18 protein-coding genes are annotated in these 14,544 nt (G+C 60.6%); 5 read left to right on the top strand and 13 right to left on the bottom strand.

What is annotated here, in order from left to right:
* Positions 1 to 4 precede the first annotated feature (4 nt).
* The 7 genes from tolR to ruvC form a co-directional block, all read right to left on the bottom strand.
* Positions 5 to 481 (bottom strand): protein TolR, encoded by a 477-nt coding sequence (gene tolR, locus ACR0J8_RS09290; RefSeq protein WP_170807746.1) that lies wholly within the window; start codon positions 479 to 481, stop codon positions 5 to 7.
* A 1-nt stretch (position 482) separates the two neighbouring features.
* A complete protein-coding gene (gene tolQ / locus ACR0J8_RS09295; protein ID WP_170807745.1) occupies positions 483 to 1,178 on the bottom strand; it encodes a protein TolQ in 696 nt (231 codons plus the stop codon).
* A 105-nt stretch (positions 1,179 to 1,283) separates the two neighbouring features.
* Positions 1,284 to 1,667, bottom strand: coding sequence for a tol-pal system-associated acyl-CoA thioesterase (ybgC, locus tag ACR0J8_RS09300; RefSeq protein WP_480524825.1), 384 nt, complete (start codon positions 1,665 to 1,667; stop codon positions 1,284 to 1,286).
* Entirely contained in the window at positions 1,664 to 2,287 is a 624-nt protein-coding gene (locus ACR0J8_RS09305) for a hypothetical protein (protein WP_480524827.1), read from the bottom strand. Before ACR0J8_RS09305 ends, ybgC begins: the two co-directional genes overlap by 4 nt.
* Positions 2,288 to 2,350: 63 nt before the next feature.
* Positions 2,351 to 3,370, bottom strand: a complete 1,020-nt coding sequence (gene ruvB / locus ACR0J8_RS09310) for a Holliday junction branch migration DNA helicase RuvB (RefSeq protein WP_170807742.1) — start codon at positions 3,368 to 3,370, stop codon at positions 2,351 to 2,353.
* A gap of 4 nt (positions 3,371 to 3,374) precedes the next feature.
* Complete coding sequence (gene ruvA, locus ACR0J8_RS09315) at positions 3,375 to 4,052, bottom strand: Holliday junction branch migration protein RuvA (protein ID WP_480524830.1); 678 nt, start codon at positions 4,050 to 4,052, stop codon at positions 3,375 to 3,377.
* Complete coding sequence (ruvC, locus tag ACR0J8_RS09320) at positions 4,049 to 4,546, bottom strand: crossover junction endodeoxyribonuclease RuvC (protein ID WP_170613330.1); 498 nt, start codon at positions 4,544 to 4,546, stop codon at positions 4,049 to 4,051. The genes ruvA and ruvC overlap by 4 nt, the downstream gene beginning before the upstream one ends.
* A 333-nt stretch (positions 4,547 to 4,879) precedes the next feature.
* Between ruvC and ACR0J8_RS09325 the strand changes: the two genes are divergently transcribed.
* Complete coding sequence (locus tag ACR0J8_RS09325) at positions 4,880 to 5,092, top strand: DUF1127 domain-containing protein (RefSeq protein ID WP_170613332.1); 213 nt, start codon at positions 4,880 to 4,882, stop codon at positions 5,090 to 5,092.
* Positions 5,093 to 5,181: 89 nt separating this feature from the next.
* Here the strand turns inward: ACR0J8_RS09325 and ACR0J8_RS09330 are convergent, their stop codons facing one another.
* From ACR0J8_RS09330 to ACR0J8_RS09345, 4 genes are all read right to left on the bottom strand, one after another.
* Positions 5,182 to 5,526, bottom strand: a complete 345-nt coding sequence (locus ACR0J8_RS09330; RefSeq protein ID WP_170678184.1) for a hypothetical protein — start codon at positions 5,524 to 5,526, stop codon at positions 5,182 to 5,184.
* Between the two features lie 103 nt (positions 5,527 to 5,629).
* Positions 5,630 to 6,502 (bottom strand): 50S ribosomal protein L11 methyltransferase, encoded by an 873-nt coding sequence (locus ACR0J8_RS09335; protein ID WP_480889821.1) that lies wholly within the window; start codon positions 6,500 to 6,502, stop codon positions 5,630 to 5,632.
* Between the two features lie 66 nt (positions 6,503 to 6,568).
* The gene (locus ACR0J8_RS09340; RefSeq protein ID WP_480524834.1) at positions 6,569 to 7,801 is read right to left on the bottom strand and encodes an MFS transporter; all 1,233 of its coding nucleotides are present in this window, start codon (positions 7,799 to 7,801) and stop codon (positions 6,569 to 6,571) included.
* A gap of 80 nt (positions 7,802 to 7,881) precedes the next feature.
* Positions 7,882 to 10,077, bottom strand: coding sequence for a primosomal protein N' (locus tag ACR0J8_RS09345; RefSeq protein WP_480524836.1), 2,196 nt, complete (start codon positions 10,075 to 10,077; stop codon positions 7,882 to 7,884).
* A gap of 88 nt (positions 10,078 to 10,165) precedes the next feature.
* Here ACR0J8_RS09345 and fsa point away from each other — a divergent pair, with 88 nt between their 5' ends.
* The 4 genes from fsa to ACR0J8_RS09365 all read left to right on the top strand — a co-directional run bounded on the left by fsa (position 10,166) and on the right by ACR0J8_RS09365 (position 13,421).
* A complete protein-coding gene (fsa, locus tag ACR0J8_RS09350) occupies positions 10,166 to 10,819 on the top strand; it encodes a fructose-6-phosphate aldolase (protein ID WP_170613342.1) in 654 nt (217 codons plus the stop codon).
* A gap of 194 nt (positions 10,820 to 11,013) precedes the next feature.
* On the top strand, positions 11,014 to 11,721 hold the full coding sequence (locus ACR0J8_RS09355; protein WP_480524838.1) for a DUF484 family protein: 708 nt from the start codon (positions 11,014 to 11,016) through the stop codon (positions 11,719 to 11,721).
* Positions 11,718 to 12,638, top strand: coding sequence for a tyrosine recombinase XerC (locus tag ACR0J8_RS09360; RefSeq protein ID WP_480524840.1), 921 nt, complete (start codon positions 11,718 to 11,720; stop codon positions 12,636 to 12,638). Before ACR0J8_RS09355 ends, ACR0J8_RS09360 begins: the two co-directional genes overlap by 4 nt.
* Positions 12,639 to 12,725: 87 nt before the next feature.
* The gene (locus ACR0J8_RS09365; RefSeq protein WP_480524842.1) at positions 12,726 to 13,421 is read left to right on the top strand and encodes a CDP-alcohol phosphatidyltransferase family protein; all 696 of its coding nucleotides are present in this window, start codon (positions 12,726 to 12,728) and stop codon (positions 13,419 to 13,421) included.
* Between the two features lie 2 nt (positions 13,422 to 13,423).
* On the opposite strand, the gene ACR0J8_RS09370 is transcribed toward ACR0J8_RS09365, so the two are convergent.
* Both ACR0J8_RS09370 and ACR0J8_RS09375 read right to left on the bottom strand, forming a co-directional pair.
* Positions 13,424 to 13,891 (bottom strand): hypothetical protein, encoded by a 468-nt coding sequence (locus tag ACR0J8_RS09370; RefSeq protein WP_170613349.1) that lies wholly within the window; start codon positions 13,889 to 13,891, stop codon positions 13,424 to 13,426.
* A gap of 76 nt (positions 13,892 to 13,967) precedes the next feature.
* Positions 13,968 to 14,426, bottom strand: coding sequence for a methylated-DNA--[protein]-cysteine S-methyltransferase (locus ACR0J8_RS09375; protein ID WP_480524844.1), 459 nt, complete (start codon positions 14,424 to 14,426; stop codon positions 13,968 to 13,970).
* Positions 14,427 to 14,544: the final 118 nt, after the last annotated feature.

Genomic DNA, 14,544 nt, shown 5'->3' on the forward strand with positions numbered 1-14,544 from the left:
GGCCTCACTCTCCACCTTCGTCAAATGTCGGCCCGCCGGTATCGGTCACAAGGCCCACATTCGAAAACCCGCCGGCATTCAGCGCCCCCATCACCTGCATCACCTGCGCGTAGGGAATTGCGCCGTCCGCCCGCAGGAACACCCGGTCACTGGTACGCTCAACCGCAATGGCCCTGAGTTTTCCGATCAGATCGGCACGCGCGACGTCCGTGGTCTGGATCTGCACCCGCCCGTCCGCTGTCAGTGTGACGGTCAGCGGTTCCTCATTGTCACCCGGCAGGGCACTGGCCGCCGTCTTGGGCAGGTCCACGGGCACCCCCACGGTCAGCAGCGGGGCCGCCACCATGAAGATGATGAGCAGCACAAGCATGACATCTACAAATGGCGTCACGTTGATCTCGGCCATCGGCTGGGCGCGACCACGCCGCCGCCCCCGCCTACGGCCGTTTCCGCCCGAGGGTTGCTGAACCGCCGCACCCATCTCAGCTGTCCAACTGCCGCGACAGGATGGTGGCGAATTCGTCGGCAAACGCTTCATACCCGCCAACGATCCGATCACTGTCCGCGCTGAGCTTGTTGTAGAAAATCACCGCCGGGATCGCGGCCAGCAGGCCCAGACCGGTGGCCAAAAGCGCTTCGGCAATACCGGGCGCAACAACGGCAAGGTTGGTGTTCTGCTGCTCGGCGATCTCGATAAAGGCGTTCATGATGCCCCATACGGTGCCGAACAAACCGATAAATGGCGCGGTCGAGCCGACCGTGGCCAATATGGGCAGACCTTTTTGCAGTGTTTCCGCCTCTTTTGCGATGGCCACATCCATCGACCGGTCAATCCGTGCCGTCGCGCCGGCAATCAAGCCGCCGTCATTTCGGTGTGACCTGCGCCACTCGATCATGCCGGCGGCGAATATCTTCTCGGAACTGCCGTCCGGTCGCGTCCCGATCTGTTCGAACAGCTCATCCAGCGGATTGCCGGACCAGAAGGATTCATCAAAAACCTGCGCTTCGCGTCGCGCTGCGCGGTAATTGATCAGTTTCTGAATGATGATCGCCCAGGACCAGAACGATGCGACGACCAGTATCAGCATCACCAGTTTGACGATAAATGTCGCGCGGGCAAACAGCCCCCACATGGAGAAGTCGATCTCCTGCGCCAGCGCCAGCGTTTCAGCTTCCATGAACCTGCTCTTTGTTTTGCCTGACAGCCATTTGGCCTTGTTTTGCCAAACGCTAACGCAGTTGGTATCGAAAAGCCAACAGAACCACCCCGGCTGAGTAAATTGTTACATCAATGCGCGAATCTCTGCCGGAAGACGGATCGGCCTGCCCTCGCTATTGATGCAAACGGCGGTCACGGTGGCGCGGAAAATCTCGGTTTCGCCGCGCCGGACAAGCTGCGCCATGGTCAGGCGCACTCCTGAAATCGAAACCATCTCGGTCTCGACGATCAGTTCATCATCAAACCTGGCCGGCGACAGATAATCTGCCTCGATCCGGCGCACGACCCAGACAATCCCCTGATCCCGCATCGCGTTCTGGTCATTGCCGAGGTTGCGCACCCAGTCCGATCGTGCCCGTTCAATAAAACGCAGGTAATTCGCATGATAGACAACACCACCCATGTCGGTGTCTTCGTAATAGACCCGAATGGGAAAGACGTGCTTCATTGTGGCTGCTCCAGACGCGCAAACAATCGCAATGCGTGGGACGCATCCTGCGCCATTCCCGGCAAAATCGGATCATAGGCGGCCCGGATAAGCGCGGCGATTTCAGGGCGCAGAATTGTCGTCTCGCCAGCCACGGCCAGCGGAGACTGCGACCGGAACGCAGCATCGGACCACAACAAAACGGTCTGTACCACCTGCCCCAGCGCAAGCGTTTCGGCAGGAATTTTGGACAATTCGCCATCCATCTTCAAAAACACGAACGCCGCCCGGATGGTCCCGTCCTCCTCGAACCGGAATATACGGTACTGGTTGGCATCCGCCTCCATCAGCCGCCCGACCAGAGGGGTCAGATCAGGGATCAGACGGTCCAGATCGGGCACCTCCAGCAATTCCTGCCAGTCGCGAAAAAAGAAGACCATGCAGTTCGCGCCCAGTTCCGGATCGGTCTCGGCCATCTTGTGGCCAGCCAGGGCGACAACCGCCTCGAACGCGCCCTTGATCACGGAAAGCGTATCATCTTCGACGCCAAAGACGATCGGCACGATCGGTCGCCCCCAACGCGCGAACAGGAACTCGCCGTTTTCACGCGTAAAAAGTGCTTCGATTTCTTCCGGTGTCACGGCCGACCCTTCATCTTGTCAAAAATACTCTCGCCGAAGGCATAAAACCCATGGCGCACCGCATCAACCAAACAGATCGCTCTGCCCGCGGGGCGCCGCCATTCCCAGATGCGTCCATGCTTTCTGCGCCAGCATCCGTCCACGCGGAGTGCGCTGTATCAGTCCCTGCTGCAACAAATAGGGCTCAATCACTTCTTCAAGCGAATCCCGGCTTTCTGACAGCGCCGCCGACAAGGTTTCGATTCCCACAGGGCCGCCCGCGTAATTTTCGGCGATCAGCTTCAGATAACGCCGGTCCGCACCATCCAGCCCCAGGTTGTCCACACCCAGACGCGTCAGGGCACCATCGGCCAGATCGCGTGTAATCCGCCCATCGCCCTCGACAATGGCAAAATCGACCACGCGCCGCAGCAGCCGCCCGGCGATACGCGGGGTTCCACGCGAACGCCGGGCGATCTCGCGCGCGCCTTCATCATCAGCCGGAGCACCCAGCTTGCGCGCGTTGCGGGTGACGATCTCGTGCAGTTCGTCGACCGTGTAGAACTGCAACCGCGTTGGAATACCAAACCGGTCGCGCAAAGGCGTGGTCAGCAGCCCCATGCGGGTCGTAGCGCCCACCAGAGTGAACGGCTGCAATTCGATCCGGACGGTGCGCGCCGCAGGGCCTTCACCGATCACCAGATCCAGCTCGAAATCCTCCATCGCAGGGTACAACACCTCTTCAACAGCCGGGTTCAGACGGTGGATTTCGTCTATGAACAAAACGTCCCGCGATTCCAGATTGGTCAGGATCGCCGCCAGATCGCCCGCCTTGGCCAGCACGGGGCCCGAAGTCATGCGGAAATTCACCCCCAGCTCGCGCGCCATGATCTGCGCCAGCGTGGTTTTCCCAAGCCCCGGCGGGCCATGGAACAACGTGTGATCCATCGCCTCGCCCCGCTGGCGGGCTGACTGGATGAAGATGCGCAGATTGGCTCTTGCCTCGGCCTGACCGATAAATTCGTCCAGCCCCTGCGGACGCAGCGCGCGGTCATTGTCTTCCGGCAACGGATCGGGGCGCAGGGCGGGATCGGCGTCTACCATTCATTCACCCTTTCGGAGCAAGCAGTTTCAAAGCGGCCCGGATCAGTTCCGCCTCATCCGCGTCGGGCAGGTTGGCTGCGGCTTCGGCCACGGCCGATGCTGCCTCGGACGGTCCATACCCCAGATTGGACAAGGCCGACAAAGCCCCCGCAGTAGCAGCCGCCGAACCCGAGACTGGCCTGACCGTCGGTTTGGCGACTGGTGCAGGTTCGGACGATTCGACCACTTCCAGTTCGGGACCGCTCATCGCTTCTGTCACCGTGCCGCCCATTGCCATCACGCCTGGCGCCTTGTCCTTGAGGTCCAGCACAATCCGCTGCGCCGTCTTCGGTCCGACACCCTTGGCCGCCTTGACCGCACCCCAGTCACCCAACGCGATGGCGCGACTGACCCCGTCCGGTCCCAGTGCGGACAGGATGGCGAGCGAGACCTTGGCCCCAACGCCCTGCACCGAACACAGCAGGCGATGCCATTCCTTCTCGACCAGCGACAGAAACCCGTAAAGCTGCATGAGGTCCTCACGCACGACCATGTCGGTGTAGATCGAGACGCCCTCACCCACACCCGGTAGTGCCGCCATGGTCCGGTCCGAACAGTAGACGATATAGCCGACCCCGCGCACATCAATCAGCACGTGGTCTGCCGCGCGATAATCCAGCCGCCCGGTCAATTTTCCGATCATGCCCGCACCTCTTTCATGCGCGCCTGAGGCGCCGCGCCGTAATAGGAATGACAGATAGCAATCGCCAGCGCATCCGCCGCGTCCGCCCCTTTGGGCTGACACCCCGGCAGTTGCAGCTTGACCATATGCAGCACCTGCTCTTTTTCGGCGTGACCCACACCGACCACGGTTTTCTTGACCCGGTTGGGCGCGTATTCCCCGACCGTCAAACCGGCCTTCGCCAGCGTCAGCAACGCCACGCCGCGCGCCTGACCCAGTTTCAGCGTTCCAGCCCCGTCCTTGTTGACGAATGTCTGCTCGATCGCGGCCTGATCCGGTCGATACTCGGCTATGACCTCGACGATCTGGTTGTGCAGGGACAAAAGGCGTTCACCCAGATCGTCCCCGTCCGACTTGCACAACCCGTTGGCGACATGGCTCAGACGGCTGCCATGCGATTCGATGATGCCCCATCCCAGGGTTCTCAGCCCCGGATCAATGCCTAGAATTCGCATGTTGTGCCTTTGGCCTGCTCGGGTTCGTGTGATTTTTTTATCAACTAGCACGAAGCAAGAACATTTTCCAAGTGAATTGACCCAAAGGCCAAAAACGACAGACCTGTCTCAACGGCGACAGATGGACCCTTTTTGCGACCCGGAATGTCCTGTTTCCGCCACCTACTGAAAGAGAAATTCATCAATGATTTAAGGGATTTTAATGAAATCCGAGCTCTGCAGAAATTGCATAGGACACATGCAAATTCCGCTCTTGTGCCGGCGATATGACATCACTAGATGCCCGGCAGATCGCAAGATCAGACAGTAACACAAACCAGAAGGAAACAGGATATGGCTGCACTGGACACAACCCGCACCGCCACTGGCTCGTTCGGCCTCGTTGGCCGTATCGGCGAAACTTTCGCAGCGGTCGTCAACGCCGTTGTCGAATGGAATGACGCCCGCGTTACCCGCAACGCGCTGAGCGGTCTGACCGACCGTGAACTGGAAGATATCGGCCTGTGCCGTGGCGACATCGACGTCGTTGCGGAAGGCCGCCGCTAAGACGGCAAACGCCCACTCACAGCTCCTTTACAGAGCAAAAAAACACCGCGCAGCCAGAAGCGGCGCGGTGTTTTTTGATTCAGGCCAAGTCAGTAGAGGACTTTGTTAAGCTGAACCGAGAGAAACTCTGTCATCGGGTCCACCTGCATGATCCAGGCTCCTGCCTGCTCAACCGAGGTGCCCTGGCTTAGTGTGTCAATGCGGTGGTCATAACCGGTCGGACCAAGGCTGGACAGCAGAAACGCCTTGAAGGCAAAGAACCCGCAGATACAGAACAGCAGAACCTTTGCAGGGATCGCCGATCTGACGCGTTGTGGTTTCATCACCACCAGACCATCCTTGCGCATCGTCGCACGATAGCCGTGGCTCATCTTGCTGTGCTTCTTGTTCAGGCGATTGACGCGCTGATCGAACTCCAGTTGTTTTACCGTCATGGCAGCCTCCTAAAACCGCCCCCCGCTGACTTGAATGACGGTAGATACAGATTGCGACAAAAAAGAGGCAAAAAACCACAAAACTCCTGCAAATGGCCCTGAATTAGCCCTGTTTGCTTAAGATCAGCGTCGTCCAGTCACCAATCTGGCCGCGATGATGGGTATTGAACCCATTTTGTAAATAAACGGAAACGACGTCATCGGCCTGTTCGTTCAGAATCCCTGACAGAATCGCGTAGCCTCCAGAGCGTAGATTCGCTGAAATTTCCGGTGCCAGAGCCACCAGCGGACCTTTCAGAATATTCGCAAAGATCAGGTCATAGGGCGCATGCGATTGCAGATCGGGGTGATCGAAGCCCGCCGCCTCAATACAGAGCACCTGACCGGACATCCCGTTTGCCTTCAGGTTGGCCTCGGCCACCTCAACCGCGACCTGGTCAATATCGCTGGCCAGAAACTGCCCGTCCCAGACCCGCGCGGCGGCCATTGCCAGAACAGCAGTGCCACAGCCGATATCTGCCACTTTCGCCGCCGAGAACCCTTCGTCAAGCAACCGATCCAACGCCTTGAGGCATCCAAGGGTCGTGCCATGGTGCCCCGTGCCAAACGCCATCGCGGCCTCGATCAGCAGAGGGATACGGCCTTCGGGCAGCTTGTCCGCATCATGGCTGCCATAGACAAAGAACCGCCCCGCCTCGACCGGTGCCAGTTCCCGGCGGACATGCGCGACCCAGTCGGTTTCGGGCAGTTCCGAAACGACAAAGGGCTTCGCCCCGAACGCAGCGGCCAGAACGGCCAGCGCGGTTTCATCGGGGGCTTCGGTGAAGTAACCGCCAACCTCCCACAGGCCCGAGTCGTCTTCGACCTCGAACACGCCCACACCGGTTGGTTCCGGGTCCAGACGCTCCATCGCTTCGCCCAGGCTTTCGGCGGCTTTCTTCCCGTTCAGTGTCGTGAGCGCAGTGAATGTGGGCATCGGGGCCTCCTGTCCAATCTCGCACTGCGCCTAGGGCCACTGGCCGCCAAGGTCAAGCGCCGGCGCCTATTCGGCGGGGGCGGGGGCGTATTTCGACAGGATGGTTTCGTTGCCCGGTTCCGGGTGACGCGGGATCAGCAGGGACAGACCCAGCGAGACCAGCGCCATGGCCGCAGCCAGCCCGAAAACGGCGCCGGGCGAGACAACCCACAGGAGCCCCAGCAATGCTGGCAGGAACACAGCCGCGATATGGTTGATCGTGAAAGCCACCGCCGCCGTGGGCGCAATATCCGCCGGGTCGGCGATCTTCTGGAAATAGGTCTTCAACGCCAATGCCAGCGCGAACAGTACGTGGTCGATCACGTATAGGATTGCGGCCAGCAGCACGCCCCAGCTAAACCAGTAGATACCGCCATAGGCCGCGAACACGATCGCCAGACCGGTATATTCAAAAATCAGCGTGCGGCGTTCGCCGAACATCGCCACCGCTTTGCCCAACATGGGCGCAGCGGTCATGTTGATCAGCAGATTGATCAGATACAGCCCTGTCAGTTCGTGCACGTCAAAACCGAACTTCTCGACCATCATGAAACCGGCGAAAACAATGAAAATCTGCCGCCGGGCCCCGGCCATGAATTGCAGCGCATAGTACAGCCAATACCGGCGGCGGAGTATGATCTTCTTTGTCTGCGGCGTCGGCGCATCGAATTGCGGGTACGCGATCAGGCACAACAAGCCGAGCAGCGCCGTCAGCCCCCCGGCCGCCATGAATACCGTGTTGTAGGACAGATCGAACCGGTCCCATGTCAGGACGATCAGGCCGTAGACCACCAGAGTCGAGGCAGACCCCATCGCCACCAGCCATCCCAGCACCTGCGGCGCGCGGTCTTTGGGCAACCATTGCAGTTGCAGCGACTGGTTTACCGTTTCGTAGTAATGAAAGCCGATCGAACTGAACAGCGTCACAAACAGCAACCCGCCAAGGCTGGGAAACCAAGCGGTGACGGCCGTTGCAACACCCAGCAGCATCAACGAGATCATCGCCAGCACCTGCTCGCGAATGAACAGGATCACGGCAATCACGCCGACGGCCAGAAAGCCCGGAATTTCCCGCACCGTATGCAGCAGACCGATATCCGCACCGTCAAAATTCGCCACCTCGATGACAAAGTTGTTCAACAGCGCGCTCCACGCGTTGAACGCGATGGGCATGGTCAATGCCATCACGAAAAGGAGCGTGACCGGACGGCGCCAGAACGGAAGGCTCTGCGCCTCAGAAAGCGGCATGGGTTTCAGCATGGGACTCCCTCTACGCCCATTTGAACAGTTTGGCGAGAGGGAAGCGGCATGCGCACAGCAGGCCTGCGCAGATGCAGACGTCAGTAGAAGCTTTGCGGGTCGATATCCACGGAAAGTCGGATATCGCCTTTCAGGCGCAAAGGCTCGATCCAGCGCGCGATGGCGTCCTGAATGGGCGCGCCCTTCGGCGCTTTGACCAGCAGCCGCACCCTGTGGCGGCCTCGGATGCGGGCGATGGGCGCCGGGGCCGGACCAAACACCTGCGCGCCCACGTCACGCAGCGGCGCGTCATTGCGGGCCATGGCATTGCCGATGTCGAAAACCGGGCCGACCTCGGGGCCCGACAGAACAATTCCAGCCATGCGGCCATAAGGCGGCACGCCTGCCGCCTGCCGCCCGGCGGCCTCGGCCTTCCAGAAACCTTCTTCATCGCCGGACAGAATGGCGCGGATGACAGGATGTTCCGGTTGAAAGGTCTGCAACAGCGCCTGCCCGGGCTTGTCGGCCCGACCGGCTCGACCCGCAACCTGCCGCATCAACTGGAAGGTCCGCTCGGCAGCCCGCAGGTCCGCGCCATGCAGGCTGAGATCCGCGTCGATAACTCCGACCAGCGTCAGCTTTGGAAAGTTGTGCCCTTTGGCCACCAGCTGTGTCCCGATGATGAGATCCGCGTCGCCTTCGGCAATCTCTTCAATCTTGGCCTTCAGCGCCCGCGCCGAGCCGAACAGGTCAGAACTGAGCATCGCGATCTTCGCCTCGGGAAAGGTCGCTTCGGCCTCTTCCGCCAGCCGCTCGATTCCCGGCCCGACCGGGGCCAGCTTGCCTTCGACCCTGCAGGACGGACAGGTCTCGGGCATCGGTTTGGTTTCGCCGCATTGGTGGCACATCAGGCGTTTCAAAAAGCGATGCTCGACCATCCGCGCGTCACAGTGATCACAGGCAATCTGTTCACCGCAAGCGCGGCAGAGCGTCACCGGCGCGTAGCCACGGCGGTTGATGAACAGCAGCGATTGTTCACCCTTCTCGATCCGCTGCCGCACGGCCTGCCGCAGGGACGGGGAAATCCACGTCCCTGCCTGCATCTGTTCGGCGCGCATGTCGATGGGCTTCATCTCGGGCAGGACCGCCGCCCCGAACCGCGACGTCAGATCGAGACGCTCGTATTTCCCGGCCTCGGCGTTGGCCCAGCTTTCCAATGAGGGCGTGGCACTGGCCAGAATCACCCGCGCGCCACAGATGGCCGCGCGCAGGACCGCCATGTCGCGGGCGCTGTAGTGCACGCCGTCCTCTTGCTTGTAAGAGGTATCATGTTCCTCATCTACAACAACCAGGCCCAGATTGCGGAACGGCAGGAATAGCGCCGACCGGGCGCCGACCACCAGTTGCGCATCCCCCTGCCCGACCATCCGCCAGACCCGGCGGCGTTCGGTCATGGTCGCACCCGAGTGCCATTCGGCCGGCCGCGCGCCGAACCTTGCCTCGACCCGGGTCAGAAACTCGGCGGTCAGGGCAATCTCTGGCAGCAAGACCAGCGCCTGCCGCCCTTGCCGCAAAGTCTCGGCCACCGCTTCCAGATACACTTCGGTCTTGCCGGACCCGGTCACGCCCTTCAGCAACGTCGTGCCATAATTCCCCGTCCGCTGCCCGGCTTGCAGCCGCGCGACCGCCTCTGCCTGATCTTCTGTCAGCTCCTTTCCGGGCAAATCCGGGTCCAGACGCGGATAGGGCAGATCTCGCGGGCTGTCCTCTTCCCGAACCGCGCCTTGCTTGACCAAGCCCTTGACGACCGAGGACGTTACCCCCGCCTGTTCAGCCAGTTCCTTCAGCGTATAGGCCAGCCCGCCATAGTCGCGCAACACTTCCAGCACGCGGGTGCGTGCATCCGTCATCCGGTCAGGTTGACCTTCGCCAAGGCGATAAATCTTGCGCATAGACGGCGGATCACCCAGCCCCGGCGCGCGGGTCGCCAGACGCAGCATCGCGGGCATCGGCGTCAGCGTGTAATCGGCCACCCGCCCCAGAAACACGCGCATCTCCTCGCGCATCGGCGCAACCTCGAGCACACGTATGACCGACCGCGCCTTGGCAAGGTCAAAGCCCCCCTGCCCCGGCCCCCAGACCACGCCAAGAACTTTGCGCGGCCCCAATGGTACTTCGACAAACGCCCCCAGAAAGCACCCTCCCTCGGGCGCCTTATAGTCCAACGTCCGGTCCAGCGGCTGCGTCGTCAGCACCGCAACCAGGTCTCCCTCGTCGAAAAGTCTGTTAGCGCTCACGGCATATCCTTCGCAGGGGGTTCCAGCATGGGTCTCTTTGAGGTAAAGCCATCCGCAACCAAGGCCAACCCATCAAAGGACTGCCCTCATGAAATTCTTTGTAGACACCGCCGAGATCGATGCCATCGCCGAACTGAACGATCTGGGCATGGTGGACGGCGTAACCACCAACCCGTCGCTGATCCTAAAGTCGGGCCGCGACATTCTGGAAGTGACCAAGGAAATCTGCGATCTGGTCGACGGGCCTGTGTCTGCCGAAGTGGTCGCAACCGAAGCCGACGACATGATCGCCGAAGGCCGCAAGCTGGCCAAGATCGCCCCCAACATCGCCGTCAAAGTGCCGCTGACATGGGCCGGTCTGAAAACATGCAAAACGCTGACCGACGAAGGGCAGATGGTCAACGTGACTCTCTGCTTCTCCACCAACCAGGCCATTCTGGCAGCCAAAGCTGGTGCGACCTTCATCTCGCCCTTCATCGGACGTCTGGACGACATCAACCTTGATGGCATGGATCTGATCGCCGACATCCGTCAGGTTTATGACAATTACGGGTTCGAAACTGAAATTCTGGCCGCCTCGATCCGCACCGTGAACCATGTGACCGACAGCGCGCGCATCGGTGCCGACGTGATCACAGCACCGCCCGCCGTCATCAAGAAACTGGCCGATCACCCGCTGACCGACAAGGGTCTCGAGACCTTCCTGGCCGACTGGGCCAAGACCGGCCAGAAAATCCTCTGATCCATTGCACAACAGCGCGGCGCCGTCTGGCGCCGCGCCCGGCCCAACGGCCGAGGCCTGATCCCCGATCAGGCGCAGGCAGGCGGGAGCCGCCGCATCAGACCTGAGAAAACCCGTCAAAGCTGCATTTTTTCCAAGGCAATCGCGGCAAGCCATGTTATAGTCCGGCACAACAAAAAAAGACCGGACGGGATATGAGCAGCAACCCCAAACTCGAGGATAGCCTTCGCGCCGCGATTCTGGCTGAACCAGACGCTGTGCTGGATGACAAGGACCTGATGCAGGCCCTGGTGGCCGCGAACGAACAGGCGCGTGGCGAAAATGTCATCGACCTGCGCGGCATCGCCATGCAGCGGCTTGAAGCGCGGCTGGACCGACTGGAAGACACCCACCGCTCGGTCATCGCGGCGGCTTACGAGAACCTTGCGGGCACAAATCAAGTACACCGCGCCATTCTGCGCCTGCTGGAGCCCGTCGAGTTCGAAGAATTCCTGCGCGCCCTGGGCAGTGACGTGGCCGATATTTTGCGCGTGGACCAGATCACTCTGGTTCTGGAAACCACAATCGAACAAAACGATCCCGCCATCGAAAAGCTGGGGGGCGTTCTGGCTGTGGTGGAGCCTGGCTTTGTCGACGCGTACCTCAACAGTGATCGCAGCAGATCCACGCGGGATGTCATTTTGCGCGAAACCCGGCAACACAGCCCCAGGATCTATGGTGCGCAGGCGGGGCATTTGCGGTCCGAAGCCTGCCTGCGGCTGAACCTGGGCACGGGTCGCCTGCCGGGCATGATCGTTATGGGCGCCCGGGATCCACGACATTTCACTCCACAACTGGGCACCGACCTTCTGACCTTTTTCGCAGGCGTATTTGAACGCTCCATGCGCCACTGGCTGTCGTGAGCCTGATTTCTCCGGCCTGCCGCGATGCGCTGCAGCAATGGCTTGACGGGCTTGCTGCGCTGGCCGGACGATCGGAGAACACGCAATCCGCCTATCGCGGCGATGTCACCGACTTTTTGTCCTTCATGACCCTGCACCATAACGGGCAGCAGGGGCTGGCCGCGCTTGAACGGATCACGGTTTCGGACATGCGGGCCTGGATGGCGGATCAGCGCGGTAGCGGCGTGGGGGCGCGGTCGCTGGCACGCAAATTGTCGGCCGTCAAAAGCTTTTATCGCTGGCTGGCCGAGCGCGAAGGTTTCGAACCCACCGCCGTTCTGTCGACGCGCGCGCCCAAATACACCCAAAAACTGCCCCGCCCGCTTGCCGAAGATGCGGCGCGCGCGATGATTGATACGGTCGAACTGCAATCCAGCTCGGATTGGGTCGCGGCCCGGGACATGGCGGTGGTGACACTGCTCTACGGGTGCGGATTGCGGATATCCGAAGCCCTGTCCCTGACGGGTAGGGATGTGCCGCTGCCAGCAACACTGCGGATTCTGGGCAAGGGCGGGAAGGAGAGGATCGTGCCGGTTCTGCCAGTCGCCCGGCAGACCGTGGAACGGTACACGTCGCTTTGTCCTCATTCCTTGTTGCCCTCGGAAGCGTTGTTTCGCGGTGTGCGGGGCGGGCCGCTGAACCCCCGTGCAATACAGGGCGTCATGGCGAAGGCACGGATGCAGCTGGGCCTGCCTGCCACAGCCACCCCACATGCGCTCAGGCACAGCTTTGCTACACATCTTCTGTCGGCGGGTGGTGATCTGCGCGCAATTCAGGAATTGCTGGGGCATGCGTCGCTTTCGACCACGCAGACCTACACGGCGGTCGACAGCGCGCGCCTGATGGAAGTCTACAACCGGGCTCATCCCAAGGCCTGAACAGGATCACCACAGCCGCTCGCCGGCGTTTGGTCATTGGAGACTTTTTGCTTTGCATCTCGTCGCCGCATCGTCCATGACACCCCCATGACATTGAGATTCAAAGCCCTTAGCGTTCATCTGTTCACCGCCACCGGTGCCGTTTTCGCAATGCTGGCCATGCTGGCCGCCGTCGAAGAAAAATGGAGCCTGATGTATCTCTGGCTTGTGGTCTCGTTCATCGTGGACGGTATCGACGGCCCGCTGGCCCGCCACTACCATGTCAAGAAAAACGCGCCCGAGTTCGATGGCGTCCTGCTGGACCTGATCATCGACTACCTGACTTATGTGTTCATCCCCGCCTTTGCACTGTTCAAATCGGGTCTGATGGACGGCTGGACCGGTTGGTTCGCCATCATCGTTATCACTTTTGCCAGTGCCATGTATTTCGCGGATACGCGAATGAAGACCAAGGACAACTCGTTTTCGGGTTTCCCCGGTTGCTGGAACATGTTCGTCATCGTGATCTTCGCGCTCGAGCCGAATTTCTGGGTGATCCTGCTGCTGGTCACGCTGCTATCATTGGCAATGTTCCTGCCGCTAAAATTCGTTCACCCGGTCCGGACCGAACGCTGGCGCAATCTGACTTTGCCAATGGCCCTGGCCTGGACGTTCTTTGCAGGATGGGCGGCCTGGGTCGATTTCCATCCCGAAAGCTGGGCCCACTGGGGGCTGGTCGTCACCAGCCTGTACCTGACCTTCGCGGGCATCGCTCAGCAGATCGTGCCCGCGCGCGACAGCTGAACTTACAGGACCTCCTGCACTTCGAATTCCGTCCCATTATGGGTGAACACATCACCCTCCTGCAGGCCGGCCATGGCCAGATAGATCGGGCTTTGCATGGAAATGCCCATATAGGTGTTGCCGTCGACGTCAAACCGCGTCGTTGAAACACACACAACAAACCGCCGGTTGTTGAATTTGATCACCGCGCCGGGCTGCACCGTGTCGGTCAGGCTGAAATCAGTGTTTTCGATCACGTCGATCTTGGCATGATGGGCATGGACCGGCGCGTCGAAAGCTGCCGCCAGATCTGCATTCTCGCGCGAGGCAGCGATGTCGTCCTTGTCATGTCCTTCACGGTCATCCAGCTGCGAATCTTTCAGAAACGCATCATAATGCGCCTGCGCCGTGGCAAGCTCCTGCGCTTCAAGCGACATCAACCGGTCGATAATTGCCTTCTTGCGGGCTGCAAGGTCTGCTTCAGTGGTCATTCAATGCGGTCCTTCAAATTCAGTATCGAATATAAGTTGGGCCGCAATCCGGGCGATTGCAACAGGTTTCCACGGTTCAGATAAGCAGGCTGGCAGCTCCTTCGTGGCGCAACAGGGCAACCTTGGTCTCGACACCCCCGCACCCGGAAAACCCGACCATCCTTCCATTTGCCCCCAAAACGCGGTGGCATGGGATGATCACCGGGATCGGATTGCCGCCACAGCCGCGCCCCACCGCCTGCGCCGAATAGCCCAGCTCCGCCGCCAACTCGCCATAAGTCCGGGTCTCACCCAGCGGGATCGCGAACATTGCGTCGCAGACCCGACGCTGAAACTCTGATCCCTTTATACGATAGGGCAGATCGAACCTTTGCAGGCGCTTCTGGTCGTAGGCCCGCATCTGCGCCGCCGCCTCGCGGAGCAACGGCGTATCAGGGGCATCGTCGGACCCATCCCAAATCAGCCCCGTGATTGCCTCGTCTTCCTCGACGATGCCGAGGCGCCCGAACCGTGTGTCTACCGCAATCGTTCCCATGCGGTCATGCTGACAGACAGGTCACAGCCACCGCAACCCGATTCCGGACAATTCGCCCGTCTTTTGTTCAATATACCTTTCGGAGAAAGGCAGAGCCTCACTAAAGGCCCTGCCCCAT

The organism is Ruegeria sp. N11 (assembly GCF_056531525.1).

Coding starts and splice junctions, on each gene's coding strand:
- ACR0J8_RS09355 (WP_480524838.1), top strand. CDS start 11,014: ATGAGCAGCAACCCCAAACTCGAGGATAGCCTTCGCGCCGCGATTCTG.
- ACR0J8_RS09365 (WP_480524842.1), top strand. CDS start 12,726: ATGACATTGAGATTCAAAGCCCTTAGCGTTCATCTGTTCACCGCCACC.
- ACR0J8_RS09335 (WP_480889821.1), bottom strand. CDS start 6,502: ATGCCCACATTCACTGCGCTCACGACACTGAACGGGAAGAAAGCCGCC.
- ACR0J8_RS09325 (WP_170613332.1), top strand. CDS start 4,880: ATGGCTGCACTGGACACAACCCGCACCGCCACTGGCTCGTTCGGCCTC.
- ruvA (WP_480524830.1), bottom strand. CDS start 4,052: ATGATCGGAAAATTGACCGGGCGGCTGGATTATCGCGCGGCAGACCAC.
- ACR0J8_RS09340 (WP_480524834.1), bottom strand. CDS start 7,801: ATGCTGAAACCCATGCCGCTTTCTGAGGCGCAGAGCCTTCCGTTCTGG.
- ybgC (WP_480524825.1), bottom strand. CDS start 1,667: ATGAAGCACGTCTTTCCCATTCGGGTCTATTACGAAGACACCGACATG.
- tolR (WP_170807746.1), bottom strand. CDS start 481: ATGGGTGCGGCGGTTCAGCAACCCTCGGGCGGAAACGGCCGTAGGCGG.
- ACR0J8_RS09375 (WP_480524844.1), bottom strand. CDS start 14,426: ATGGGAACGATTGCGGTAGACACACGGTTCGGGCGCCTCGGCATCGTC.
- ACR0J8_RS09330 (WP_170678184.1), bottom strand. CDS start 5,526: ATGACGGTAAAACAACTGGAGTTCGATCAGCGCGTCAATCGCCTGAAC.
- ACR0J8_RS09370 (WP_170613349.1), bottom strand. CDS start 13,891: ATGACCACTGAAGCAGACCTTGCAGCCCGCAAGAAGGCAATTATCGAC.
- ruvC (WP_170613330.1), bottom strand. CDS start 4,546: ATGCGAATTCTAGGCATTGATCCGGGGCTGAGAACCCTGGGATGGGGC.
- tolQ (WP_170807745.1), bottom strand. CDS start 1,178: ATGGAAGCTGAAACGCTGGCGCTGGCGCAGGAGATCGACTTCTCCATG.
- fsa (WP_170613342.1), top strand. CDS start 10,166: ATGAAATTCTTTGTAGACACCGCCGAGATCGATGCCATCGCCGAACTG.
- ruvB (WP_170807742.1), bottom strand. CDS start 3,370: ATGGTAGACGCCGATCCCGCCCTGCGCCCCGATCCGTTGCCGGAAGAC.